General features: G+C 60.9%; 27 protein-coding genes. 10 read left to right on the plus strand and 17 right to left on the minus strand.

What is annotated here, in order from left to right; translation table 11 throughout:
* Positions 1-16: 16 nt before the first annotated feature.
* From nuoF to IF204_RS07925, 3 genes are read right to left on the minus strand one after another with little or no spacing between them, the layout of a single operon-like run.
* Positions 17-1,297: an NADH-quinone oxidoreductase subunit NuoF gene (gene nuoF, locus IF204_RS07915; RefSeq protein WP_167637928.1), complete on the minus strand. Its 1,281-nt coding sequence runs from the start codon at positions 1,295-1,297 to the stop codon at positions 17-19.
* Positions 1,298-1,300: 3 nt separating this feature from the next.
* The gene (locus tag IF204_RS07920; RefSeq protein WP_194095986.1) at positions 1,301-1,525 is read right to left on the minus strand and encodes a DUF5337 domain-containing protein; all 225 of its coding nucleotides are present in this window, start codon (positions 1,523-1,525) and stop codon (positions 1,301-1,303) included.
* Positions 1,525-2,109 carry a hypothetical protein gene (locus IF204_RS07925; protein WP_194095988.1) on the minus strand — a complete coding sequence of 195 codons (585 nt, stop codon included), beginning with the start codon at positions 2,107-2,109 and terminating at the stop codon, positions 1,525-1,527. The genes IF204_RS07920 and IF204_RS07925 overlap by 1 nt, the downstream gene beginning before the upstream one ends.
* Here IF204_RS07925 and IF204_RS20220 point away from each other — a divergent pair.
* Complete coding sequence (locus tag IF204_RS20220; protein WP_265588443.1) at positions 2,099-2,227, plus strand: hypothetical protein; 129 nt, start codon at positions 2,099-2,101, stop codon at positions 2,225-2,227. The genes IF204_RS07925 and IF204_RS20220 overlap by 11 nt on opposite strands.
* Before the next feature lie 45 nt (positions 2,228-2,272).
* Here IF204_RS20220 and IF204_RS07930 read toward each other — a convergent pair whose 3' ends face one another.
* The 6 genes from IF204_RS07930 to IF204_RS07955 all read right to left on the minus strand — a co-directional run bounded on the left by IF204_RS07930 (position 2,273) and on the right by IF204_RS07955 (position 6,476).
* A complete protein-coding gene (locus IF204_RS07930) occupies positions 2,273-3,367 on the minus strand; it encodes an NADH-quinone oxidoreductase subunit E (protein WP_194095990.1) in 1,095 nt (364 codons plus the stop codon).
* 58 nt (positions 3,368-3,425) lie between these two features.
* Positions 3,426-3,695 carry a hypothetical protein gene (locus tag IF204_RS07935; RefSeq protein WP_194095992.1) on the minus strand — a complete coding sequence of 90 codons (270 nt, stop codon included), beginning with the start codon at positions 3,693-3,695 and terminating at the stop codon, positions 3,426-3,428.
* A 62-nt stretch (positions 3,696-3,757) separates the two neighbouring features.
* A complete protein-coding gene (locus tag IF204_RS07940; protein WP_194095994.1) occupies positions 3,758-4,972 on the minus strand; it encodes an NADH-quinone oxidoreductase subunit D in 1,215 nt (404 codons plus the stop codon).
* Positions 4,972-5,577 carry an NADH-quinone oxidoreductase subunit C gene (locus IF204_RS07945; RefSeq protein WP_167637922.1) on the minus strand — a complete coding sequence of 202 codons (606 nt, stop codon included), beginning with the start codon at positions 5,575-5,577 and terminating at the stop codon, positions 4,972-4,974. The genes IF204_RS07940 and IF204_RS07945 overlap by 1 nt, the downstream gene beginning before the upstream one ends.
* A 9-nt stretch (positions 5,578-5,586) precedes the next feature.
* Complete coding sequence (locus IF204_RS07950; RefSeq protein ID WP_167638127.1) at positions 5,587-6,111, minus strand: NuoB/complex I 20 kDa subunit family protein; 525 nt, start codon at positions 6,109-6,111, stop codon at positions 5,587-5,589.
* Positions 6,111-6,476: an NADH-quinone oxidoreductase subunit A gene (locus tag IF204_RS07955; protein WP_167637921.1), complete on the minus strand. Its 366-nt coding sequence runs from the start codon at positions 6,474-6,476 to the stop codon at positions 6,111-6,113. The genes IF204_RS07950 and IF204_RS07955 overlap by 1 nt, the downstream gene beginning before the upstream one ends.
* Before the next feature lie 244 nt (positions 6,477-6,720).
* On the opposite strand from IF204_RS07955, the gene IF204_RS07960 reads away from it, so the two are divergent.
* Complete coding sequence (locus tag IF204_RS07960; RefSeq protein WP_194095995.1) at positions 6,721-7,383, plus strand: GGDEF domain-containing protein; 663 nt, start codon at positions 6,721-6,723, stop codon at positions 7,381-7,383.
* Here the strand turns inward: IF204_RS07960 and IF204_RS07965 are convergent.
* The 4 genes from IF204_RS07965 to IF204_RS07980 form a co-directional block, all read right to left on the minus strand.
* On the minus strand, positions 7,380-7,865 hold the full coding sequence (locus tag IF204_RS07965; RefSeq protein WP_194095997.1) for a hypothetical protein: 486 nt from the start codon (positions 7,863-7,865) through the stop codon (positions 7,380-7,382). The two genes, IF204_RS07960 and IF204_RS07965, sit on opposite strands and share 4 nt — an antisense overlap.
* A 70-nt stretch (positions 7,866-7,935) precedes the next feature.
* Positions 7,936-8,421, minus strand: a complete 486-nt coding sequence (locus IF204_RS07970) for a hypothetical protein (RefSeq protein WP_194095999.1) — start codon at positions 8,419-8,421, stop codon at positions 7,936-7,938.
* Positions 8,418-9,623 (minus strand): DegT/DnrJ/EryC1/StrS family aminotransferase, encoded by a 1,206-nt coding sequence (locus IF204_RS07975; RefSeq protein ID WP_194096001.1) that lies wholly within the window; start codon positions 9,621-9,623, stop codon positions 8,418-8,420. Before IF204_RS07975 ends, IF204_RS07970 begins: the two co-directional genes overlap by 4 nt.
* Before the next feature lie 39 nt (positions 9,624-9,662).
* The gene (locus IF204_RS07980; RefSeq protein WP_194096003.1) at positions 9,663-10,325 is read right to left on the minus strand and encodes an HAD-IA family hydrolase; all 663 of its coding nucleotides are present in this window, start codon (positions 10,323-10,325) and stop codon (positions 9,663-9,665) included.
* Between the two features lie 114 nt (positions 10,326-10,439).
* On the opposite strand from IF204_RS07980, the gene glmU reads away from it, so the two are divergent.
* The 5 genes from glmU to IF204_RS08005 are packed head-to-tail and all read left to right on the plus strand — an operon-like array spanning position 10,440 to position 15,441.
* Positions 10,440-11,795 carry a bifunctional UDP-N-acetylglucosamine diphosphorylase/glucosamine-1-phosphate N-acetyltransferase GlmU gene (glmU, locus tag IF204_RS07985; protein WP_194096005.1) on the plus strand — a complete coding sequence of 452 codons (1,356 nt, stop codon included), beginning with the start codon at positions 10,440-10,442 and terminating at the stop codon, positions 11,793-11,795.
* 1 nt (position 11,796) lies between these two features.
* Positions 11,797-13,614, plus strand: coding sequence for a glutamine--fructose-6-phosphate transaminase (isomerizing) (gene glmS, locus IF204_RS07990; protein ID WP_194096007.1), 1,818 nt, complete (start codon positions 11,797-11,799; stop codon positions 13,612-13,614).
* The gene (locus IF204_RS07995) at positions 13,615-14,163 is read left to right on the plus strand and encodes a pyridoxamine 5'-phosphate oxidase family protein (protein ID WP_194096009.1); all 549 of its coding nucleotides are present in this window, start codon (positions 13,615-13,617) and stop codon (positions 14,161-14,163) included.
* A complete protein-coding gene (locus tag IF204_RS08000) occupies positions 14,163-14,756 on the plus strand; it encodes a GNAT family N-acetyltransferase (protein ID WP_228069120.1) in 594 nt (197 codons plus the stop codon). The genes IF204_RS07995 and IF204_RS08000 overlap by 1 nt, the downstream gene beginning before the upstream one ends.
* Complete coding sequence (locus IF204_RS08005; protein ID WP_194098177.1) at positions 14,749-15,441, plus strand: DNA alkylation repair protein; 693 nt, start codon at positions 14,749-14,751, stop codon at positions 15,439-15,441. The genes IF204_RS08000 and IF204_RS08005 overlap by 8 nt, the downstream gene beginning before the upstream one ends.
* Here IF204_RS08005 and IF204_RS08010 read toward each other — a convergent pair.
* Positions 15,429-15,935: a D-galactarate dehydratase gene (locus IF204_RS08010; RefSeq protein WP_194096011.1), complete on the minus strand. Its 507-nt coding sequence runs from the start codon at positions 15,933-15,935 to the stop codon at positions 15,429-15,431. The genes IF204_RS08005 and IF204_RS08010 overlap by 13 nt on opposite strands.
* 108 nt (positions 15,936-16,043) lie before the next feature.
* On the opposite strand from IF204_RS08010, the gene moaA reads away from it, so the two are divergent.
* Complete coding sequence (moaA, locus tag IF204_RS08015) at positions 16,044-17,048, plus strand: GTP 3',8-cyclase MoaA (RefSeq protein WP_194096013.1); 1,005 nt, start codon at positions 16,044-16,046, stop codon at positions 17,046-17,048.
* Here moaA and IF204_RS08020 read toward each other — a convergent pair.
* Entirely contained in the window at positions 17,045-17,719 is a 675-nt protein-coding gene (locus IF204_RS08020) for a phosphatase domain-containing putative toxin (RefSeq protein ID WP_194096014.1), read from the minus strand. The two genes, moaA and IF204_RS08020, sit on opposite strands and share 4 nt — an antisense overlap.
* Positions 17,720-17,855: 136 nt before the next feature.
* Here IF204_RS08020 and IF204_RS08025 point away from each other — a divergent pair, with 136 nt between their 5' ends.
* Positions 17,856-18,884: an N-acetylneuraminate synthase family protein gene (locus IF204_RS08025; protein WP_194096016.1), complete on the plus strand. Its 1,029-nt coding sequence runs from the start codon at positions 17,856-17,858 to the stop codon at positions 18,882-18,884.
* Positions 18,885-18,947: 63 nt separating this feature from the next.
* Complete coding sequence (locus tag IF204_RS08030; RefSeq protein ID WP_194096018.1) at positions 18,948-20,414, plus strand: capsular polysaccharide export protein, LipB/KpsS family; 1,467 nt, start codon at positions 18,948-18,950, stop codon at positions 20,412-20,414.
* On the opposite strand, the gene IF204_RS08035 is transcribed toward IF204_RS08030, so the two are convergent.
* Together IF204_RS08035 and IF204_RS08040 are read right to left on the minus strand one after the other, a co-directional pair.
* Positions 20,415-21,050 carry a glycosyltransferase family 29 protein gene (locus IF204_RS08035; RefSeq protein ID WP_194096020.1) on the minus strand — a complete coding sequence of 212 codons (636 nt, stop codon included), beginning with the start codon at positions 21,048-21,050 and terminating at the stop codon, positions 20,415-20,417.
* Positions 21,047-21,811 carry a glycosyltransferase family protein gene (locus IF204_RS08040; protein ID WP_194096022.1) on the minus strand — a complete coding sequence of 255 codons (765 nt, stop codon included), beginning with the start codon at positions 21,809-21,811 and terminating at the stop codon, positions 21,047-21,049. The genes IF204_RS08035 and IF204_RS08040 overlap by 4 nt, the downstream gene beginning before the upstream one ends.
* Positions 21,812-21,842 lie beyond the last annotated feature (31 nt).

The raw sequence follows: 21,842 nt of genomic DNA on the forward strand, positions 1-21,842 counted from the left end.
TCACTGTTCTGCTTAATTATTCAGCGGCGATGCTCTTGCCGTTGACGCGGTCTTCGATCACGTCGCGGAAGTTGCGGATCAGACCCTGGATCGGCCATGCAGCGGCGTCGCCGAGCGCACAGATCGTGTGGCCTTCGACCTGCTTGGTCACGTTGAACAGCATGTCGATTTCTTCGACCGACGCGTTGCCCTGAACGAGACGCTCCATCACGCGCATCATCCAGCCGGTACCTTCGCGGCACGGGGTACACTGGCCGCAGCTCTCGTGCTTGTAGAACTTCGACAGGCGCCAGATCGCTTTGATGATGTCGGTCGACTTGTCCATGACGATGACCGCTGCGGTGCCGAGGCCCGAACCGAGCTCGCCCCGCAGGTAGTCGAAGTCCATGATGGCGTCTTTCATCTTCTCGCCGCGCACACACGGAACCGACGAGCCACCCGGAATAACGGCAAGCAGGTTGTCCCAGCCGCCACGGATGCCGCCGCAGTGCTTTTCGATCAGCTCTTCGAAGGAGATCGACATCTCTTCTTCAACGACGCACGGGTTGTTTACGTGGCCCGAGATCGCGAACAGCTTGGTGCCCGCGTTGTTCTGGCGGCCGAAGCCCGAGAACCACGACGCGCCGCGGCGCAGGATGGTCGGAACAACAGCAATCGATTCGACGTTGTTCACGGTGGTCGGGCAGCCGTAGAGGCCCGCGCCAGCCGGGAACGGCGGCTTCATGCGGGGCATGCCCTTTTTGCCTTCGAGGCTTTCGATCAGCGCGGTTTCTTCACCGCAGATGTAAGCGCCAGCACCGTGGTGCAAATAGAGATCGAAGTCGTAGCCCGAACCGGCAGCGTTCTTGCCCAGAAGGCCAGCGTCATAAGCTTCGTCGATTGCAGCCTGAAGTGCCTCGCGCTCGCGGATGTATTCGCCGCGCAGGTAGATGTAGCAGGCGTGAGCATTCATCGCGAACGACGCAATCAGGCAGCCTTCGATCAGAGTGTGCGGATCATGCCGCATGATCTCGCGGTCCTTACAGGTGCCCGGCTCCGATTCGTCGGCGTTCACGACGAGGTACGACGGACGACCGTCCGATTCCTTGGGCATGAAGGACCACTTCAGACCGGTGGGGAAGCCCGCACCGCCACGACCGCGAAGACCCGAAGCCTTCATCTCGTCGATGATCCAGTCACGGCCCTTCTGGATGATACCTGCCGTACCGTCCCAATGACCACGAGACATCGCACCCTTCAGAGTGCGTTCATGCATACCATAGATATTGGTGAAAATCCGGTCCTGATCCTTGAGCATGGCTCATCCTTCATCATTCTGGCGTGACCGCCAGATGCCATAAGTCATCCATAAAGCCCAGACAAAACCTGCAAGGGCTATGAGATCGAAAAGGGCGCGCGTCCTTTGGGACAGCCCCAGTTGCCCGCCAACAAAGGTCGCGACGATCCAGAAAATGCCGACGCCAGCGAGGAACAGCGCCGCGCGCCGTCCGTCTGCACCATTAGCATTTTTCGGGTCGTTCGACATTACTGACCTTCGACGTCGTTAGTTTTGGCACGAGCGCGGAAACCGGCAACGCCGAGTTTCAGCACCAATTTAGCTTGTTCGACCCAGTTATCGCGGGTCACGCGGCCTTTGAAGCGCGGAAGGTTGTTGTCCATCCACACGACTTCTTCGTCGGTCCACGCGGCGATCTGATCGTAATGATAGATACCGTTCATGTTGAGCGTCGCTTCGAGCTTCGGACCGATACCTTCGATGATCTTCAGGTCGTCGGCGTCACCTTCACGCGGCTCGTCCAGAGCGGGCGGTCGAACGCCCTCGCCTGTCGCTTCATCGGCGGTCGTGCCCTCGTCCTCGCCATCGTCGGAACCCTGCATCGGTTCAGCGGTGACTTCGACTTCGGTCGGGTCAGTCTCGGCAGCTTCGGAAACCTCGGGCGCGGTGCCGGTCTCGACGCTGTCAGTGGGATCGGGCTCGGGTTCGGCGACTACTTCGGGTTCGACGACTACATGTGCCTCTTGGGGCTCCGGCCCTTCGCCGTCACAGAAGAAGTAGTTCAGCAGGAAGCCCGCAATCGCGGCAACAATGATGCCAGCGATGACCGCCATCACCAGACCCAAACCCGAGAAGACAGCAGCAGCCAGCCCGATCACCGCAGCGGCGATCCAGCAGTTGCGCTGGCAGGCATTGGTCGATGCGGAACGGGTTATGATCCTACTCCTGTGAAAAGCGGCCCGATGGAACGGGGCAGAGTTTCCCCTGCCCTACCAATCAGTTACCAGCCAGATCCTTGGCTTGGCCGATCCAGTTTTCACGCTCGACGCGGCCTTTGTAGTTCAGGCGGGTGTTGATCCAGGTCGCCTCGTCAGCGCTCCAGGACGCGATCTGGGCGTAGTGGTAAACACCGATGCCGTTCAGCTGTTCTTCGGCCTTCGGTCCGATGCCGCCGATCTTCTTCAGATCGTCAGCGCCGCCCTCACGCGGAGCGTCGAGCAGTTCGGGCTGGGTGCCTTCGACCTGAACGTCAGCTTCCGGATGGCCGCTGCCGTCAACGGTGGCTTCCTGAACGGTCACACCGGTTTCGTCGACAGGCTTGCCTTCGGCAGGCTTCGGTTCGTTTTCTTCGATCTGCTTCTGGGTCGCCTTCGCGGTACCCTGCTTGCCGAGCCACGGGGTCAGCAGCGGAACTTCGGTGCCGTCGATACGCTTGACGGTGTCGCCGATGTCGACAGCCAGCTGGGCCGAAGCGTTGTACTGTTGCTTGCCGCTTTCGTGGTCGGTCAGCGAGGTCAGGCCAGACAGCGGCTCTGCTGCATAGCGGCCGTTCTGCGGACCCGGAACCGGAACGTTACCGGCGGCCAGCTCGTCGAGCAGCCAGCGCAGTTTGTCGGCGGTGAGGTCTTCGTAGTAGTCCTTGCCGATCTGGGCCATCGGTGCGTTCGTGCAGGAACCGAGGCATTCGACCTCTTCCCAAGTGAACTTGCCGTCAGCCGACAGAGTGAACGGGTGGGCGTTGATCTTCTCTTTGCAGACGGCGATCAGGTCTTCCGCACCGCAGATCATGCACGACAGAGTGCCGCAGATCTGGATGTGAGCGATCGAGCCGGTCGGCTGGAGCTGGAACATGAAGTAGAAGGTCGCGACTTCGAGCGCACGGATGTACGCCATGCCGAGCATGTCCGCGACGGCTTCGATAGCCGGACGGGTCAGCCAGCCTTCTTGTTCTTGGGCACGCCACAGAAGAGGAATGATCGCCGAAGCCTGACGGCCTTCGGGATATTTCGTCATCTGGGCTTCGGCCCAGGCTTGGTTTTCAGCCGTAAAGGCAAAAGAAGCGGGCTGTTCGTGGTGCAAACGGCGAAGCATCAGGCTCTGGCTCCGGTCTTGGCGGCGGCGCGCTGCGCACAGCCTTGGTTTCTAAGTGTCAGGACGCGCTACACGTCCCTGTCTGGAGCGACATGCTCCCGTTTGGTTCGAGAACCGCGAGACCTTCGGCATAAAGCGTCTGTTCCGCGTCGAAAGCCTCTTCCTCGGTCAACCGCGATGCCGCCAGAATGGAGGCGCGGTTTTCGTTGGTCATGACACAGCCGGCGTTTTCTATCGCAACGACCAGCGCGTCAACGTTTTCCTGACTTCCGGCCAGCGCCGCAGTCGCCACGAGGGCAAGCGCGATACCGGCGATGTTCTTTCTCATTTCACTGCCCTTTCCGTAGGACAGAAGACCGCCGACCCCGAAAGGCCGGCGGCGCAAACTGTTTAGCGGTCGATCTCGCCGAACACGACGTCCATCGTACCGATGATCGCCGCAACGTCGGCCAGCTGGTGACCGGTCGCGATGTGGTCCATCGCCTGCAGGTGCAGGTAACCCGGTGCGCGCAGCTTGGCGCGGTAAGGCTTGTTGGTGCCGTCAGCCTTGAGGTAGACGCCGAATTCCCCCTTCGGCGCTTCAACGCAGGCATAAACCTCGCCCTCGGGGACGTGGAAGCCTTCGGTGTAGAGCTTGAAGTGATGGATCAGCGATTCCATCGAGGTCTTCATATCGCTACGCTTCGGCGGCGTGATCTTACCGCGGGCCAGAACGTCACCGCGCTCGACGCGCAGCTTGGCAGTGGCCTGCTTGATGATCGAGGTCGACTGGCGCATCTCTTCCATACGGACGAGGTAGCGGTCATAGCAGTCGCCGTTCTTGCCGACAGGGATCTGGAAATCGAACTCGTCGTAGCACTCGTAAGGCTGCGCACGGCGAAGGTCCCAAGCGAGGCCCGAACCACGGACCATCACGCCCGAGAAGCCCCAATCCTGGATTTCCTGCTCGTTCACGATGCCGATGTTGACGTTGCGCTGCTTGAAAATACGGTTTTCAGTCAGCAGACCGTCGATGTCGTCCAGAACGTTCGGGAAGTGATCGGCCCAAGCGTCAATATCGTCGAGAAGCGCGTCAGGCAGATCCTGGTGAACGCCGCCCGGACGGAAGTACGCCGCGTGAAGGCGGGCACCGCAGGCGCGTTCGTAGAAGATCATCAGCTTTTCGCGTTCTTCAAAGCCCCAGAGCGGTGGCGTCAGCGCGCCGACGTCCATCGCCTGCGTCGTCACGTTCAGAAGGTGGTTCAGAACGCGGCCGATTTCCGAGTAAAGAACGCGGATCAGCGAGGCACGGCGCGGAACTTCGACGCCGGTCAGCTTTTCGATCGCGAGGCACCATGCGTGCTCTTGGTTCATCGGCGCCACGTAGTCGAGGCGGTCGAAGTACGGCAGGTTTTGCAGGTAGGTGCGGCTTTCCATCAGCTTTTCGGTGCCACGGTGCAGCAGGCCGATGTGCGGGTCGCAACGCTCGACGATCTCGCCGTCAAGTTCGAGCACCAGACGCAGAACGCCGTGTGCCGCAGGGTGCTGCGGACCGAAGTTGATGTTGAAATTGCGGATTTTCTGTTCGCCGGTCAGGGCGTCTTCGAAACCTTTGGCGCCGTCCATCACTTGGCCCCTTCCTTTTCGTCGCCCGGAAGGATGTATTCAGCACCTTCCCACGGGGACATGAAATCGAACTGACGGTATTCCTGAACCAGCTTTACCGGCTCGTAGACAACGCGCTTCTGCGCTTCGTCATAGCGAACTTCGGTGTAACCGGTCGTCGGGAAGTCCTTGCGCAGCGGATAACCACGGAAACCGTAGTCGGTCAGGATGCGGCGCAGGTCGGGATGACCCGAGAAGAGAATGCCGAACATGTCGAACACTTCACGCTCGAACCAGTTGGCCGAGGGGTGAACGTCGACGATCGACGGAACCATCTGGTCCTCGCGCACCGAAACGCGCAGGCGGATGCGGTGGTTCTGGTACATCGACAGGAAGTGGTAAACGACGTCGAAACGCTTGGCACGGCCCGGATAGTCGACAGCGGTGATATCGACCAGCGACGAGAACTGGCATGACGCGTCGGTCTTCAGAAACTCGACGAAGGCCACCAGTTGCGACGGTGCGACATCGACGTTCAGCTCGCCGTGGGTGACATCCCACGACACGACGGCGTCGGTCTTTTTCAGTTCGAGCAGTGCGCCCAGCTCTTTGAGTGCTTCGGACATATCGGCTCCTTAACGCACGATTGTGCCGGTGCGGCGGATTTTGCGCTGAAGCTGGAGAATACCATACATCAGAGCTTCGGCGGTCGGAGGGCAGCCCGGAACGTAAACGTCGACCGGAACGATGCGGTCACAGCCGCGAACCACCGAGTAGGAATAGTGGTAGTAACCACCGCCGTTGGCGCACGAGCCCATCGAGATCACGTAGCGCGGTTCCGGCATCTGGTCGTAAACCTTACGGAGCGCCGGAGCCATCTTGTTGGTCAGCGTGCCTGCAACGATCATCAGGTCCGACTGGCGCGGGGATGCGCGCGGCGCGGTGCCGTAGCGTTCGATGTCGTAGCGCGGCATCGAGGTGTGCATCATCTCAACAGCGCAGCAGGCCAGACCGAAGGTCATCCAGTGCAGCGAACCGGTACGCGCCCAGTTGATAACGTCAGCCGTCGAGGTAACGAGGAAACCCTTGTCCTGCAGCTCGCGGTTCAGGCCCTGCGTGACGACTTCCTTGTCCACGCCAGCCGTGTTGGCGCCGGTCATCACTCCCATTCCAGAGCTCCCTTCTTCCATTCATATGCAAAGCCGGCGGTGAGCACGGCGAGGAACACCATCATCGACCAGAAACCGACCATGCTCAGATCCTTGAATGCGACCGCCCAAGGGAACAGGAACGCGACTTCGAGGTCGAAGATGATGAAAAGAATCGAGACGAGGTAGAAGCGCACGTCGAATTTCATCCGCGCGTCGTCGAATGCGTTAAAGCCGCATTCGTAGGCCGACACTTTTTCCGGATCGGGGTTACGCACAGCGACAATCACCGCTGCAAGCACCAGAATCAGGCCGAGCACGATTGCCAGGCCGATAAAAACGACGATGGGGAGATATTCGCGAAGCATGTCTTCCACGATTTGTCCTTTCTCAAGGCACGCCCCGCACCGCTGCGGGTCCGTATGTTTGTCATGGCTTTACCGCTAGGGCGGCAGGGGGTCAACCAAGGCGCGGCTCCGGAGGGCCGGTTTTTGATCCCTAAACACAGATTCCTTGCCGGTAATCAGACATTAAGGAACAATTGCTATGCTTTCGGCTCTAGTTTCGACGGAGCCCACCGAATTGCGAGTCTTTTATACCCTCCTCTCACCGCGCACACCAATGGCCACGATCGCCGCAGGGCTCTGCCTGCTGGCTTTGTTCATTTCTACGGTCGGCGGGGGCCATGCGATCACTCATATCTTCGGCGGAGGAGAGGTCGGTTGGCTGGTATTATGCGCCTTGACCGCCCTGCCCCTCGTCGCACTGGTGGTCTGGCAGCGCGCGACACACCTGCAACTGATCGACCGGATGGAGTTGCTGTCCCGGACCGACCTGCTGACCCGTTTTCCCAACCGCCCCACGTTCGTGAAGCGCGCAGCAAAGGCGCTGACGCGGTCGACGGGCACGATGTTACTGCTGAACGCCGACAATTTCAGACGGATCAATGATGAATACGGGCATACGGTGGGGGACATGTGCCTCGAAACGCTGGCCGAACATATCCGCGGCTTTACCCGTCACACCGACGAGATCGGACGGCTCGGCGGCGAAGAATTCGCGATCTTCATGCCGGGGTTATCGGTGGCGGATGCTGAGAAAGTGGCCAAGCGGCTGAGCGAAGGGACCGCGATCAACTGCGGATCGAGCCGCGTGCCCCTCACCTTTTCAGTCGGAATGACTCGCGCCGGCCCGCACACGACGCTGGACGAGGCACTCAACGCGGCCGACTCGGCGCTGACCCGCGCCAAATCCGAAGGGCGCGCGTGCTACAGGGCCGCTTAGTCCTGCTTCCCGCGATAGGACCGGAAACGATGGCGATAGATCAGGTTCGGACGTTCGCCCTCGATCAGGTAGAACAGCGAAAGGCCGGAAAAGATGAGGATCACGAGCGTCAGAATACCGTATTCGGGGCTCATGTTGCTCAGGTCCTTCAGCGTGCCGCCCAGAAGCTGGAGCAGGATGTTGAGGAAGATTTGAGCGGCAGCCAGCATAACCGCAATCGGTGCACGTATGGCCAATGTGATCGCAGTGAAAAGCGCGAGAAGCCCTTGGATCAGGCTCGTGACACCGCCCGCGACGAAAAAGCCATAGATGAAAGTGAAACCGATCAGCGCAAAGACCATGACGATCAGCCACAGCGCGAGGTTCAGGCGTCCTTGCGGATGGGCACGCGCCATTTCGGGCGTGACATGAACCCACTGCGCACCGGTTTGCTTGTCCATCTTGCCGTATTCGAAACGGCCCTCTTCGGGCATCTTGGCCATAGCGTCCTCTCGGTCTGTTGCCGCTATATCCGCGAATTACCCAGCACGATCAATGCGGCAATTCGAATCGTCATTCGACGCCGTAAGCGGACAGATCGAGCTTGCGGGTGTTCGTCCGCTCTTCTTGTGTGAGGGGGAATTTGCGCAGCATCATCTCGTAATTGAGCGCAACACGGGTGCCCCAGCCTTCGTGAACGGCAGACATCAGGCGGACGTGACCCTCCATCCATGTCTGGCGCGAGTAGTTATCGGCGCCGCATCCGAACCCGCCGCGCTTCGTGCGCATACGCGCCAGCAGTCCGGCTTTCTTGGCCGCGCGGGTCAGCTCTTCGGCGTCGCGCACCAGCTTCACCGTCAGCTGCTCGACGAACAGAAACACCAGTTCGGCCCCATCCACAGTGCGCTGCGTATCGCGGAAGACGTAAGTAAACTCCGGCCCCTGCCCCAGCACATGGGGATCGGCGGGCGCGCAATCGGGAAGGCTGAAGTCGCTCTGGGCACAGTTCAGCTTCGCCAGATCGGCGCGGATTTCCTCCTCTACCTCCTCACGGGTCACTGGTCGGCGGCCTCCTGTTGCCAGACAGCGCTTACTTCGGCGCGAATGATACGGGCGATCATTGCACAATCATCGAGGGAAAAGGTCAACGGCAACCTGAGGTCCAGAATGCCGCTCAGCACGCGATCGGTGGCGGGCATCCGTTCGTAGGGCGCGTACTGCCAACTGTCGTAGCGAGAGGTAAAGCCCGTCGGCTCCGCCCCGCCGAACCATTTGATTTCGACCCCACGCTTGGCGCAGCGATCAACGACCTCTTTGATCTGGCGGGCATCCCAGTCGAGCAGCAGGAACTGGAAAGAAGACGCGACAAAGCCCTCTTCCTCTGGCCGTTCGATCAGCGACAGACCGGGGGTCGCCTTCAAGCCCGCTTCGACAACGCGATAACGAGCGTTCCACTTGCCGCACTGCTCAGAGAGCCGACGCAACTGGGGCCGCAAGATCGCGGCGCGTAGGTTGTCCATCCGGCCGGAGATATTGGGCGTCTCGTACTTGATCCGCTTGAACGTCTCGGGCGGCGGCGCGGCGCGGTGGCGGTCGAACAGCATGTAGCTCCCCGACAGCATGATCGCGCGGGCCATCGCCTCGGCATCGTCAGAGACCAGAAGACCGCCCTCGCCCGAGTTCATGTGCTTGTAGGTCTGCGTCGAATAGCAGCCGAAATGTCCGAAGCGGCCCGAAGGCGTGCCGTTCCAGTTGGCCCCCATCGTGTGCGCGCAATCCTCGATCACGGTGACGCCAGCCGCGCCGCAGATGCGCATCAACTCGTCCATGTCGCAGATATGCCCGCGCATGTGGGAGAGCAGTAGGTACTTGGACCGGCTGACTTTGGCCCGTAGATCGTCGAGGTCGATGACCAGCCCTTCGGTCACGCCGACATAGATCGGGGTCGCACCGATCGAGGCAATCGCGCCCGGCACCGGGGCCAGAGTAAAGGCATTCGTCAGGACCGTATCGCCCGGTTTCACGCCCGAGGCGCGCATCGCCGTGGTCAGCGCGTAGCCGCCCGATGCGACGGCAAGGCAGTAGCGGGATCCGACCTGCGCGGCGAACTCCTCTTCCAACTGGGCCGCCTGAGCGATCTCGCCGTCGATCGTGTTATAGCGGTGCAAGCGACCGCTTTGCATGACCTCGATAGCGGCTGCGATGCCCTCATCGGGGATCGGCTCCTGCTGGGTGAATTTACCTTTGAAAATCTCGTCCATGGGCGGACGGTGGATCATCCGCCCGAGACGGTCAAGGGCTCAGCCGATCAGCCGCGCCGCAATTGCCGGAAGGTCGGAAAAATCGTCCAGCAGAGCATCAGGCCCCAGCGCGGCGACCGACCGGCCAGCGGGCGAGAAGGTCACGAGCACCGACGGGACACCCGCCGCACGGGCGGTTTTGAAGTCCGTATCGGAATCGCCCACGAGCAGGCAACGCGCGGGATCTCCGCCCGCACGGCGGACCGCTTCGCGCAGCGGCTCGGGGTCGGGTTTGCGCACCGGCAGCGTGTCCGCGCCGATCAGCGAATGGAACTCGCTCAGCACGCCAAGCTGGGTCAGCACATCAATCGCCAGACCCTGCGGTTTGTTCGTGCAAATCGACACCTTGAAACCCGCGTTCTTCAGTTCAGATACCGCCTGCATCGCATTCGGATAGAGCACCGTGTGGGTACAGACATCATTTCCGTAGGCCTCGAGCAGGATCGGATACTGGCGGTCGATTTCCTCGGGCGGATGGCTTTGCGTGCGGGAAAACCCGAGCGTCAGCATCGCACGGCCGCCGCGCAGCGCCGTTCCTGCATCAGACACAGGATCGAGAACGTCGCCAAGGCCCAGACCGCGGAAGCAGTGGTTCGCCGCATTCACCAGATCGCGGCTCGTATCGGCCAGCGTTCCATCGAGGTCGAAAACTACTGTTGGCATGATGATCCTGTATTTTTTCCTAGGTGTAACGAACGGAAAGGTGATGTGAACCCCAAAACCTTGCGGTATGGGATGGCTGACGCCATACACAGGCAAAATTATTTAGAGGCCGATATGAGCATTTCACTTATTGTTTTGGCTGCCGGCATGGGCACGCGCATGAACTCGGACACGCCGAAGGTTCTGCACGAAGTCGCCAGCGCCCCGCTCGTCGTACACGCCATGAAGGCCGGAGAGGCTCTGGACCCCGAACGCATCGTCGTTGTGACCGGAAACGGCGCGGAGCGCGTGGAGAAAGCCGTCAAGGATTGGAACCCCGATACTTCTGTCGCGCTTCAGGCCGAACAGCTCGGCACCGGCCACGCCGTGCTGCAAGCCCGCGAGGCACTGGACGGTTTCGAAGGCGATGTCTTTGTTCTTTACGGTGACACCCCGTTCATCACGACCGAAACGTTGGAAAAGATGCTCTGGGCGCGCCGCACCCATGATGTCGTCGTTCTGGGCTTCGACGTGTTCGATCCGACCGTGCGCTATGGCCGTCTGGAAACCGAAGGCGACGATCTGAAAGCCATCGTGGAATTCAAGGACGCAACGGACGAACAACGCGCGATAACGCTTTGTAACTCCGGCGTTCTTTGCGCTGACGCCGTGACGCTGTTCGGCCTGCTGGACAAGGTTGGCAACGACAATGCCTCGGGCGAATACTACCTGACGGACGTCGTCGGCCTCGCCCGTGAGGATGGCCTCAACGCGACCGTTGTGCGCTGCCCCGAAGAGGAAACGCTTGGCGTGAACACCCGCGCGGAACTCGCCCGCGCAGAGCTCATGTTCCAGACTGCGATGCGCACTGAGGCGATGGACAACGGCGTCACCATGCACGCGCCCGAGACCGTGATTTTCGCCCATGACACCGTCATCGGTCGCGACGCGATCATCGAGCCGAACGTGGTCTTCGGCCCCCGCGTCACCGTTGAATCCGGCGCCCGCATCCGCGCGTTCTCGCACCTCGAAGGGTGTCACGTCAGCCGCGGCGCGATGGTCGGTCCGTTCGCCCGCCTCCGCCCCGGTGCGGAGCTGAACGAGGACACGCACATTGGCAACTTCGTGGAGATCAAGAACGCCGTCATCGACGAAGGCGCGAAGGTGAACCATCTGTCTTATATCGGTGACGCCTCCATCGGTCGCCGCACCAACGTCGGCGCGGGCACGATCACCTGCAACTACGATGGCGTCTTCAAGCACAAGACCGTCATTGGCGCAGACGCCTTCATCGGCTCGGACACTATGTTGGTCGCCCCTGTGACCGTCGGCAACCGCGCCATGACCGCGACCGGCACCGTCGTGACCAAGGACATTCCCGACGACGCGATGGCCATCGGCCGCACCCGTCAGGAAAACAAAGCCGGTTTCGCAAGCAAACTTTTCGATATGCTGCTGGCAAAGAAAGCCAAGCAGACCAAAGGAGCCTGATATGTGTGGGATCGTAGGAGTTCTGGGTAACCACGAAGCTGCACCTCTGCTAGTCGAGGCCCTGAAGCGGCTCGAATATCGCGGCTATGACAGCGCGGGCATCGCGACCGTCTGTGAAGGTCAGCTGGACCGCCGCCGCGCTGTCGGCAAGCTGGCGAACCTGTCGGACCTCTTGGTTCACGAACCGCTCGCGGGTAAGTCGGGCATCGGCCACACCCGTTGGGCCACGCACGGCGCAGCGACGATCGAAAACGCGCACCCGCACCGCTCGGGTCCGGTGGCTGTCGTCCACAATGGCATTATCGAGAACTTCCGCGAACTGCGCGAATTCCTCGCCAAGGCCGGTATGGGCCACGCGACCGACACGGACACGGAAACCGTGGCGATGCTGGCGCAATATTACCTCGATCAGGGCCTCGCCCCGCGCGAAGCTGCCAAGGAAACCATCGGCCGCCTCGAAGGCGCCTATGCGATCTGTCTGCTGTTCGAGGGCGAGAACGATCTGATGATCGCCGCCCGTCAGGGGTCCCCGCTGGCCATCGGTCACGGTGACGGCGAGATGTTCGTCGGCTCGGACGCTATTGCGCTGTCCCCACTGACCGACCGCATCACCTACCTCGAAGAAGGTGACTGGGCGATCCTGACCCGCGAGACGCTTGAAATCCGTGATCTGAACGGCGAGCAGGTTTCTCGCGAGGTGAAGAAGGTCAGCATTGCAAATACCAACATCGATAAGGGCGGCTACAAGCACTTCATGGCGAAGGAAATCGCCGAACAGCCGACCGTTTCGACCGAGGTTCTGAACCATTACATCCGCCGCAACGAAATCATCCTGCCTGACGCGGGCCTCGATTTCACCGCGATCAACCGCCTGACTATGGTCGCTTGCGGCACCGCGTTCTACGCCTGCTACGTCGCCAAATACTGGTTCGAGCAGGTCGCGGGCATTCCGGTCGAAATCGACGTGGCCTCCGAATTCCGCTACCGCGAGCCGCCGATCACCGACGGCACCGTGGCACTGTTTGTGAGCCAGTCGGGCGAAACCGCCGATACCCTCGCCGCGCTGCGCTACTGTGCGGGCAAAGCGGACAAGATCGTTGCCGCCGTGAACTCGACCGAAAGCTCCATCGCCCGCGAAAGCGATCTGGTGCTGCCGATCCTCGCAGGCGTCGAGGTCGGCGTTGCCTCGACCAAAGCGTTCACCAACCAGCTGATGACCCTCGCGGTTCTGGCGCTCGAAGCGGCCCGCCAACGTGGCCGTCTGAACGAAGAGCAACTGGCAGAGCGCATCGCCGCGCTCCGTTCGCTGCCGGGTCTGATGAACTCCGCCCTGACCATCGAAAGCCGCTGCGAGGCGCTCGCGCTGAAGCTGGCTGAGGCGAAGGACATCCTCTTCCTCGGTCGCGGCATCATGTATCCGCTGGCTCTCGAAGGCGCGCTAAAGCTCAAGGAAATCAGCTACATCCACGCCGAAGCCTATGCGTCGGGCGAACTGAAGCACGGCCCCATCGCCCTCGTGGACAAGCACGTTCCGGTCATCGTCATGGCGCCGCGTGATGGCCTCTTCGACAAGACCATTTCCAACATGCAGGAAGTCATGGCGCGCGGTGGCCGCGTGCTGCTGATCTCTGACGCGAAGGGCATCGAAGAAGCCGGTGACGGCGTGTGGGAAAGCCTCGTCATGCCCGAGGTCGACCCGTTCCTATCGCCGATCCTCTATGCGCTGCCCGCGCAGATGCTTGCTTACTATACGGCTGTCGCCAAAGGCACCGACGTGGACCAGCCGCGTAACCTCGCAAAGTCGGTCACGGTGGAGTAAATGGCAAAACAGTTCGACAGCTTCGAAGACCACACCCGCAAGTACGCGGAAAAGCAGCACATGTTCTTTGTCGGCAGCGCCGATGTGGATGGACGTGTGAATGTCTCGCCCAAGGGCAGCGACGCGATGCGTATCCTTGGCCCGAACCGCCTGATCTGGCGGAACCTCACCGGCTCGGGCAACGAGACGGCAGCGCACCTGCGCGGCGTCAACCGCATGACCGTGATGTGGTGCGGGTTCGAAACCCAGCCACTGATCCTGCGCGCCTACGGCTCGGCCAAGACGATCCACCGCGACGATGCGGAGTGGACGGAGCTCGACGCGTACTTCACACCGCACGTCGGGGCGCGCCAGATCTATGACATGACCGTGGAGATGGTGCAGACCTCCTGCGGCTATGCCGTCCCCTACTTCGACTTCAAGGGTCAGCGCGACACGCTGGACAAATGGAGCGAAACCAAGGGCCCAGAAGGCATTCACGATTACTGGGAGGAAAAGAACCTCCTGACGATCGACAACAAAGACACCGGAATGAAAGAACACCTCTGATGTGGCCACAACCTGTCACGCTTCGCGGCACGCACGTCGTGCTGGCACCCCTGTCGCGCGACCATGCTGACGATATCCGCGAAGCCGTGGCAGACGGTGAGCTTTGGAACCTGTGGTACACCGCTATTCCGACCGTCGAAGGCGTCGACGCAGAGATCGAACGTCGCCTGTCGCTCAAAGACGCGGGCGCAATGCTGCCGTTCACCATCTGCACGCCCGATGGCAAGGCCGTCGGCATGACGACCTACATGAACATCGACGCGGGCAACCGCCGTCTGGAAATCGGTCACACATTCTATCGCAAGGCCGTCCAGCGCGGCCCGATGAACACCGAAGCCAAGCGTCTGCTTCTGGGTCACGCGTTCGAGGAACTGGACTGCATCGCGGTCGAATTCCGCACCCACTTCATGAACCACCAGAGCCGCGCGGCCATCGAACGCCTCGGCGCAAAGCTCGATGGCATCCTGCGGTCGCACCAGATCGGCAAGGACGGCATGATCCGCGATACGGTGGTCTATTCGATCCTGAACCACGAATGGCCGACGATCCGTCAGCACCTCACCTACAAACTGGAAAAGCCGCGTGATGCATAAGACCCTGATCATCCGCCTGCGCGCCCTTGGCGAGCCTGCCGACGTGCCCGAGCTGAAAGCCTATCACAAAACGAACCGCGATGTTCTGGCTGTGAAGGTGCCGCTGCTGTCGGACATCGCGAAGGAAATCCGCGAACAGGTCACGCTCGAAGAGCGTCTGGAAATCTGTCAGGGCCTTTGGGAATCGAACATTCACGAGGCCCGCATTCTGGCGGCCAAGATGCTGGAACAGGCGCGCATCCGTCCCGAGGACGACGGCGCGTGGGAACTGATCAAATCGTGGGTGCCTGACTTCGACGGCTGGGCGATTGCCGATCACGTCAGCAAAGCGGGCGAAAAGCGCCTCGTCGCCGATCCGTCTCGCATCGACGATCTGGAAGCGTGGACGACCTCGGATCACATTTGGACCAAGCGGGCCGCGCTCGTGATGACGCTGCCTTGGACCAAGATCAAGTTCCCGAAGGACGAAGACATCGCCATCCGCGAGCGCGTTCTGGGCTGGGCGGCGGGCTATGTCGAGGATCGCGACTGGTTCATCCAGAAGGCTATCGGCTGGTGGCTTCGCGATCTGTCGAAGCGCGACCCTGAGCGGGTGCGCGCATTTATCGACGAGCACGGGCAAGACATGAAAGCCTTTGCCCGCAAGGAGGCTCTGCGCCTGATCAAAAAAGATCAGCCCGCGTAAACCTGTACTTCTACGATATCAGTGAGCGGTGCGCCCAATTCGCGCATCGCCGACAGGCTGATCTGGCTGCCGCCGCTACCGGTGAGCGGGCGAAGTTCGACGTTCACGGTCTTGCCGTTGTAGGCAACGCTGCCCGACTGGGTGGCGCCTACAAGGTCGGTTTTCACCCAGTAGCCCGTTTCAGTGGGCGAGCCGAGCGTGGCGAGAGTGGTGCCCAGTGCGGCGTTGCCAGTCGGTTCTGACGTCGCAGCGGCGCGCTCTTCGTTCGATGCAGTGTCGAAGCTGCCGACCGGCGTTGCGCTGGTGCCCGGCAATGCGGACGGCGCGCGGGACGGGAAACCGCTTTCGGTCATGACGGGCGGCTCGGGCATCGGCTCCTGAACGGGGGCCGGCTCTGCTGCGGGAGCGGGGGCGGTCTCTTCGACCGCCATGTTGGTACAGCCGGCAACGGTGAGTGCAAATGCAGTTGCGGCAAAAACAGGTTTGAAATTCATAATATGTAACCTCCGGTAGCCAAGATGTGAGGCGCGCCCGACCTAAGTCCAGCCCATCGTGCAATCTTCTTCCTTGCACGCCACATAGGGCGGCCCTACCTTCGTTCCATGACGCAGCCACTCATTGATCCCTTCGACCGTGCCATCCGCTATCTCCGTGTTTCCGTGACGGACCGGTGCGACTTTCGTTGCGTCTATTGCATGTCCGAAAACATGCAGTTTCTACCCAAGAAAGACCTGCTCACACTCGAAGAGCTTGACCGTCTGTGCAGCACCTTCATCGGCCTCGGCGTCGAGAAGCTGCGCATCACGGGCGGTGAACCTCTGGTGCGCCGCGATATTATGACGTTCTTCCGTTCGATGACCCGCCATTTGGATTCGGGCGCGCTGAAAGAACTGACCGTCACCACCAACGGCAGCCAGCTTGCGAAATATGCGCAGGATCTGGCGGACGCAGGGGTGAAGCGGATCAACGTGTCGCTCGATACCTTGGACGAAAAGAAGTTCGCTGACATCACCCGCTGGGGCCGCCTGCCCCAAGTGCTCAAAGGCATCGACGCCGCACAAGCTGCTGGTCTGCGGGTGAAACTGAACTGCGTCGCGCTCAAGGGTTTTAACGAGGACGAGTTGTTCGACATCCAGTCGTGGTGCGCGTCGCGTGACATCGACCTGACCTTTATCGAGGTCATGCCGATGGGCGATATCGGCAACGAGGACCGCCTTGGCCAGTATTGGTCCCTGCGCGATCTGCGCGGCGAACTCGAGAAGAACTTCACCGTCACCGACCTGACCGAGCGCTCGGGCGGCCCTGCCCGATACGTACGGCTTGAGGAAACGGGCCAGAAGATCGGCTTCATCACGCCGCTGTCCCATAATTTCTGCGAAAGCTGTAACCGCGTGCGGATCACCTGCACCGGCGAGATTTACACCTGTCTTGGTCAGGAAGGGCATTCTGACCTGCGCGCCCCGCTGCGCGGCTCTGACGATGACGCGCACCTCGAAGCCGCCATCCGCCGCGCCATCGGGCTGAAACCCAAGGGCCACGATTTCGACTACTCACGCCAGAGCGTTGATGGCCGCGTGTCCCGCCACATGAGCCACACGGGCGGTTAATCCTTCCGGAACGCCCTGTCGGTCGCTTCGCGGTCGTATTCGGTCAGCAGCCAGTCCCGCATCGAAATGCCGGTTTCCTCGTGCCGCTTGAAGTAGGTCTCGAGGAACAGGTCCAGCACGCCCGTCTTCGACCATTTGAAGTGCCAGTAACGCGCGCTCAGTTGCTTCATGGCGACGTCTTTGGGCAGCTTCTCGAATTCATAAAGGTAGATCACCGAGGCCAGCCCCGTTCGGTCCGCGCCCGATTTGCAGTGCATCACGAACGGTTTTTCGATGGTCTCGAAAACGTCGAGCAGTTCCAGCACCGTCTCCGCTCGCGGCGCGGCGCGTGCCGACATGCCGACAGTGATCGGTGTGATACCGCACTTCGTCGCGGCCTCGGCCGACAGCAGCGAGGTCGGGATCAGTTTGCCGCCGCGCAGGTTCAGAAGGGTCTTGATACCGAGCGCCTTGAACCCCTCGACCCGTTCGGGGTGCGGGTGGTTGGAGCGGTACACTCCGGGGGCAATCTGCACGAAGTTCGTCCAGCGCGTGCGCAGGAAACCGTGGTCGATCCACTTGGCGAAATACTGCGCGCGAACGCGGTCCTCGTCGGTTTCGATAGGCCGCTGGTAGGATTTGTGCTTGGCTTTCTCCCAAGCCTTGATCCTCTGAACGAGCTGTTTGACCATTGAGGCCCCTCTTTGCAGTTGCCGGTATCTCATGAGATACATGGCATTCAATTGCAACTGCTGTGCAACGAAATCGCAATTGAAGAGCGCAGAGTTAGCACATACTCCTGAACGCAACATTGAATGGAGGCATTTCATGGAAATCGCAGGCCGCAAGATCGGACCCGATCATCCCCCGCTCGTTATCGCCGAAATCGGCATCAACCACGGCGGCGACCTGTCCGTGGCCAAGGAAATGGTGCGCCTCGCTGCCGGAGCCGGTTGCGAGATGATCAAGCACCAGACCCACATCATCGAAGACGAAATGACCGAAGAGGCCAAGTCGATCTTCCCGCCGAACGCCGACGTCTCGATCTGGCACGTCATGGAAGCCTGCGCCCTGTCGCAGGAAGACGAGGCCGAACTGAAGCGCTACACCGAAGAGCTCGGCATGATCTGGATTTCGACCCCGTTCAGCCGCGCGGCGTGTGACTTCCTCGAAACGCTGGACGTGCCCGCCTACAAGATCGGTTCGGGCGAAGCGGACAACCTGCCGCTCATCCGTCACATCGCCCGCAAGGGAAAGCCGGTCATCATGTCGACCGGTATGCAGACCATCGAGACCATCCGCGCGTCGGTCCAGATCCTCGAAGACGAGGGCGTCGAATACGCGCTGCTCGAATGCACCAACCTCTACCCCTCGCCCGCAGAGATCGTGTCGCTGCGCGGTGTGACCGACCTGAAGAACGCGTTCCCGAATGCGGTCGTCGGTTTCTCGGATCACTCGATCGGACCGGAAATGGCGCTGGCCTCGGTCGCGCTGGGTGCCTGTATCCTCGAACGTCACTACACCGACACGCGCTACCGCAAAGGCCCCGATATCATCAACTCGATGGACCCGTCGGAACTGCGCCACATCGTTGACCGCTCCAAGGAAATCTGGGTCGCGGCCAACAATCCCAAGCAACGTACCGAGGCCGAAGAGCCCGTCTACGCCTTCGCCCGCGCATCAGTCGTCGCCGACAAGGACCTTCCCGAAGGGCACGTCATCGGCGAAGAAGACATCTGGGCCCGCCGTCCGGGTTCGGGCGAAATCCCTGGCTACAAGTTCGACGAAGTCGTCGGCAGAAAGCTGAACCGCGCCGTGACGCGCAACCAGCAACTTCGTTGGGAATTTCTCGATTAAGTGGTCCATTCGTCAATGGACCTGTGCTATCCACACTGCCGAGTACAATCGGCAGTGTGACATATGACCATCCGACTTCTTTGCGACGCCCGCGGCAAACACCGTAAAGCCTTCATGGACCGGCTGGTCGAGATGTCGAACGGAGAGGTGGAAATCGCCCTCCACTTTGGCGACCGCGATGCCGATTTCCACGCGCCGTGTCTGCAACGGATGGAAGTCCGCGACGGCAAGATGGGCCATCTGATGAAGGATCACGTCGTCAAAGGCGCGAACTTCGAACTGCTCGGCTCCGACGAATTCCGCCGCATGATGGAAACCGCCGTCGACCAGTTCCACCGCACCGGCCCCGCCTACCAGTACCGCTCACACGACCTGAATAACCTTCAGGATTATCTGGATTACTACCACATCCTGACCGAAGCCGTGGCCCAGCAGATCGCGGACAGCGGCGCGACACACGCACTATTCTACAACGTCCCGCACCTCGGTTATGACACCGTGCTTTATCAAGTTGCGAAGGCGATGGGGCTGAAGACCATCGTCCTCTGCCAGACGATTTTCCCGTCGCTATACTTCTCGGTCGACAAGATCGAGGACCTCGGCGATTTCGAGGCCGCAGGCTCGGACGCAGCCCCGATGGAGATCGAAAAGGGCTCCAAGCCGCATCTGTTTTACATGGACGACCGCTGGCAGAAGGAATCCACGCGCGGCAAGCTGAACCGCAAGGCCGTCGGAAACTTCATCACCTACATGCTGCGTAAAGACCCCGCGAAGCTGCTGAACCCTGCCTACATTGTGCGAACGCTCAAGCGGATGAAGGCCATCTACGGCGCTCTGCCCGACTGGCGCGATCCCTTTGCGAAGTTCTTCCACGAAAGCGAACTGGCCTATTTCGAGCACCTCGCGCAGTACGAGAATCAGGACATCGACCTGTCGGGCAAGTTCATCTACGTCCCGCTCCATAACCAGCCGGAGATGTCGACCTCGGCGCTCGGCGGTCCGTGGCGCGATCAGGTGCTGATGATCGAAGCGCTTGCCCGCCACCTGCCCGATGGCTGGGAAATCCTCGTCAAAGAGAACCCGCGTCAGGGTGCCTATGCCCGCGGTCCGCTGTTCTGGCATCGCCTGAACCGGATCAAGGGTGTGAAGTTCGTTCCCTCCGACCTGTCGACGCATGAACTGTCGGACCGTGCCCAGTTCGTCGCCACCGTGACCGGCACCGCCGCTTGGGAGGCCATCCGCAAGGGCCGCCCCGCCGTGGTCTTCGGCAACGCGTGGTACAAGCGCTTGCCCGGCATTAACCGTTTCGAGGAAGGCATGGATTTCGAAGCCGTCGCCGCATCGACGTTCGATCACGACCAGCTTTGCAAGGAAGCCGGCGCGCTACTTGCCCGCTGCCACCACGGCGTCATCGAACAGGTATATCTGGAGAATACCGAAAGCTACGACGCTCAGGAAAATCTGGAGGAAGTCGCACGCACCACGCTCGGCCTGCTCAAGGGCGACGTGCCGCTGACGTTCCACAAGTAATCAGGCGGAGCGGACGATCCTGATCCGCCCTTCCTTCTCCCAGCCCAGAACGATTTCGCGCTCGCGATCGTAGTTGTGCGGGGTCTTGTAGCCTTCGGGATTGTAGTAGGTCGGCGTCGCGCCGAAGTCGAAACCGTAGAGCGTGATCGACTTCGCCGTGCCCAGACGCACCATCCAGCTGATCGCCATGAAGCCAGAGGACGGACGGCGGCCGATATGATTGCGGTCGTCCAGCCAATCGCGGAAGCGGTAGAACAGCGTGTTCCGCACGTTGTCGCGACCGTAGAAACGGTAGTGCCGCATTTTGGGGATCAGCATCAGGAAATAGCGCGGCTGGAATTTCTCGGCCGTCTCCGCCTCGGTCAGTTCGGGCGTCAGGCCGACCATATCAGTGCGCGTGCCCTGTGCGGCGGGCGTGGTGACGAAGCCTTTGTTTAGGCGAATGATGACGTCATGTGCGTCAATCTCTGCGCCGTAATCGGTGGTCAGCAGAGACTTCGCGTTCCCGACGATGCAAACGGATTTGCCGCGCACCACTTCGCGCATCCGCGCGTCGGAATTGCGGGTCAGTTTCAGAACCCAGCCGCGCGGCGCTTGCCAGAGATAGCGGCGAGGCCATGCGCTCAGCTTGCTCATTGAGGCTTTCCGCCGTGGCCGGTCCAGTAGTCATAGGCCCACTTCACGCGGCCATAGCCAAGGTGCGGCGCGATCCCCCACAGACCGCCGTTGACCAGTTCGATCGGGCGCGGATCGCCATGGAACGCGATGATCTTGTTCTTTGGGGTCGGCGCTTTGGGCGGCACGACGAGGCCGACCAGCGCGGGCTGGCGCTGATGGTATTTGAAGCTGCGCACCCAGTCGGCGGGCCAGTATGCGATGCCCTTGATACGGTCCTGAACGTAAATCTGCTCGATCCGGTATTTGCTCACGACCGCCTGCGGGTCGGCCACGAATTCGTCCACGATCTCGGGGTATTGGCCGAGGTTGAAGACAAAGATACCCGTGCCCAGCAGCGGCTTTCCGTCCGAGGTCGGCTTGCCCCACGTCGGGCCGGTGTCGATGCCGACGAAGTCCGCAGGGTAGTCGAACATCTCGTCCAGCGATCCGCAGATCACCGTGTCGAGGTCAACGAACAGGCAGCGCCCCGTCAGACCATAAAGGTCGCGCTGGAACACTGAAATCTTCGGCCAGCCGCCCTTTTTCCAATCGAAATCGGTGAGGCCCAAATCGGGGATCGGAAAGGCTTCGATTTCGGGCAGGAAGCCGTCGGTGTTGTCGGTCAGACAGACAAAGCGGAACGGGCCGGTGATATTGGCCTTGGCCGCGCGGTACAGCACGTTCACGTAGTCGGGGCCGTAAAGCGTACCCCATTTCATGCACATCACTACGCGTTCCATAACGCCTCCGTCCGGTTTGCGGCGAACTTAG

The organism is Marivivens aquimaris, from assembly GCF_015220045.1.
Classification (GTDB): domain Bacteria; phylum Pseudomonadota; class Alphaproteobacteria; order Rhodobacterales; family Rhodobacteraceae; genus Marivivens; species Marivivens aquimaris.

Excerpts from the sequence above, each read along its gene's own strand:
- nuoF (WP_167637928.1), bottom strand. The coding sequence starts at position 1,297 with ATGCTCAAGGATCAGGACCGGATTTTCACCAATATCTATGGTATGCAT.
- IF204_RS07920 (WP_194095986.1), bottom strand. The coding sequence starts at position 1,525 with ATGTCGAACGACCCGAAAAATGCTAATGGTGCAGACGGACGGCGCGCG.
- IF204_RS20220 (WP_265588443.1), top strand. The coding sequence starts at position 2,099 with ATGACCGCCATCACCAGACCCAAACCCGAGAAGACAGCAGCAGCCAGC.
- IF204_RS07925 (WP_194095988.1), bottom strand. The coding sequence starts at position 2,109 with ATGGCGGTCATCGCTGGCATCATTGTTGCCGCGATTGCGGGCTTCCTG.
- IF204_RS07930 (WP_194095990.1), bottom strand. The coding sequence starts at position 3,367 with ATGCTTCGCCGTTTGCACCACGAACAGCCCGCTTCTTTTGCCTTTACG.
- IF204_RS07935 (WP_194095992.1), bottom strand. The coding sequence starts at position 3,695 with ATGAGAAAGAACATCGCCGGTATCGCGCTTGCCCTCGTGGCGACTGCG.
- IF204_RS07940 (WP_194095994.1), bottom strand. The coding sequence starts at position 4,972 with ATGGACGGCGCCAAAGGTTTCGAAGACGCCCTGACCGGCGAACAGAAA.
- IF204_RS07945 (WP_167637922.1), bottom strand. The coding sequence starts at position 5,577 with ATGTCCGAAGCACTCAAAGAGCTGGGCGCACTGCTCGAACTGAAAAAG.
- IF204_RS07950 (WP_167638127.1), bottom strand. The coding sequence starts at position 6,111 with ATGACCGGCGCCAACACGGCTGGCGTGGACAAGGAAGTCGTCACGCAG.
- IF204_RS07960 (WP_194095995.1), top strand. The coding sequence starts at position 6,721 with ATGGCCACGATCGCCGCAGGGCTCTGCCTGCTGGCTTTGTTCATTTCT.
- IF204_RS07965 (WP_194095997.1), bottom strand. The coding sequence starts at position 7,865 with ATGGCCAAGATGCCCGAAGAGGGCCGTTTCGAATACGGCAAGATGGAC.
- IF204_RS07975 (WP_194096001.1), bottom strand. The coding sequence starts at position 9,623 with ATGGACGAGATTTTCAAAGGTAAATTCACCCAGCAGGAGCCGATCCCC.
- IF204_RS07980 (WP_194096003.1), bottom strand. The coding sequence starts at position 10,325 with ATGCCAACAGTAGTTTTCGACCTCGATGGAACGCTGGCCGATACGAGC.
- glmU (WP_194096005.1), top strand. The coding sequence starts at position 10,440 with ATGAGCATTTCACTTATTGTTTTGGCTGCCGGCATGGGCACGCGCATG.
- glmS (WP_194096007.1), top strand. The coding sequence starts at position 11,797 with ATGTGTGGGATCGTAGGAGTTCTGGGTAACCACGAAGCTGCACCTCTG.
- IF204_RS07995 (WP_194096009.1), top strand. The coding sequence starts at position 13,615 with ATGGCAAAACAGTTCGACAGCTTCGAAGACCACACCCGCAAGTACGCG.
- IF204_RS08000 (WP_228069120.1), top strand. The coding sequence starts at position 14,163 with ATGTGGCCACAACCTGTCACGCTTCGCGGCACGCACGTCGTGCTGGCA.
- IF204_RS08005 (WP_194098177.1), top strand. The coding sequence starts at position 14,749 with ATGCATAAGACCCTGATCATCCGCCTGCGCGCCCTTGGCGAGCCTGCC.
- IF204_RS08010 (WP_194096011.1), bottom strand. The coding sequence starts at position 15,935 with ATGAATTTCAAACCTGTTTTTGCCGCAACTGCATTTGCACTCACCGTT.
- moaA (WP_194096013.1), top strand. The coding sequence starts at position 16,044 with ATGACGCAGCCACTCATTGATCCCTTCGACCGTGCCATCCGCTATCTC.
- IF204_RS08020 (WP_194096014.1), bottom strand. The coding sequence starts at position 17,719 with ATGGTCAAACAGCTCGTTCAGAGGATCAAGGCTTGGGAGAAAGCCAAG.
- IF204_RS08025 (WP_194096016.1), top strand. The coding sequence starts at position 17,856 with ATGGAAATCGCAGGCCGCAAGATCGGACCCGATCATCCCCCGCTCGTT.
- IF204_RS08030 (WP_194096018.1), top strand. The coding sequence starts at position 18,948 with ATGACCATCCGACTTCTTTGCGACGCCCGCGGCAAACACCGTAAAGCC.
- IF204_RS08035 (WP_194096020.1), bottom strand. The coding sequence starts at position 21,050 with ATGAGCAAGCTGAGCGCATGGCCTCGCCGCTATCTCTGGCAAGCGCCG.
- IF204_RS08040 (WP_194096022.1), bottom strand. The coding sequence starts at position 21,811 with ATGGAACGCGTAGTGATGTGCATGAAATGGGGTACGCTTTACGGCCCC.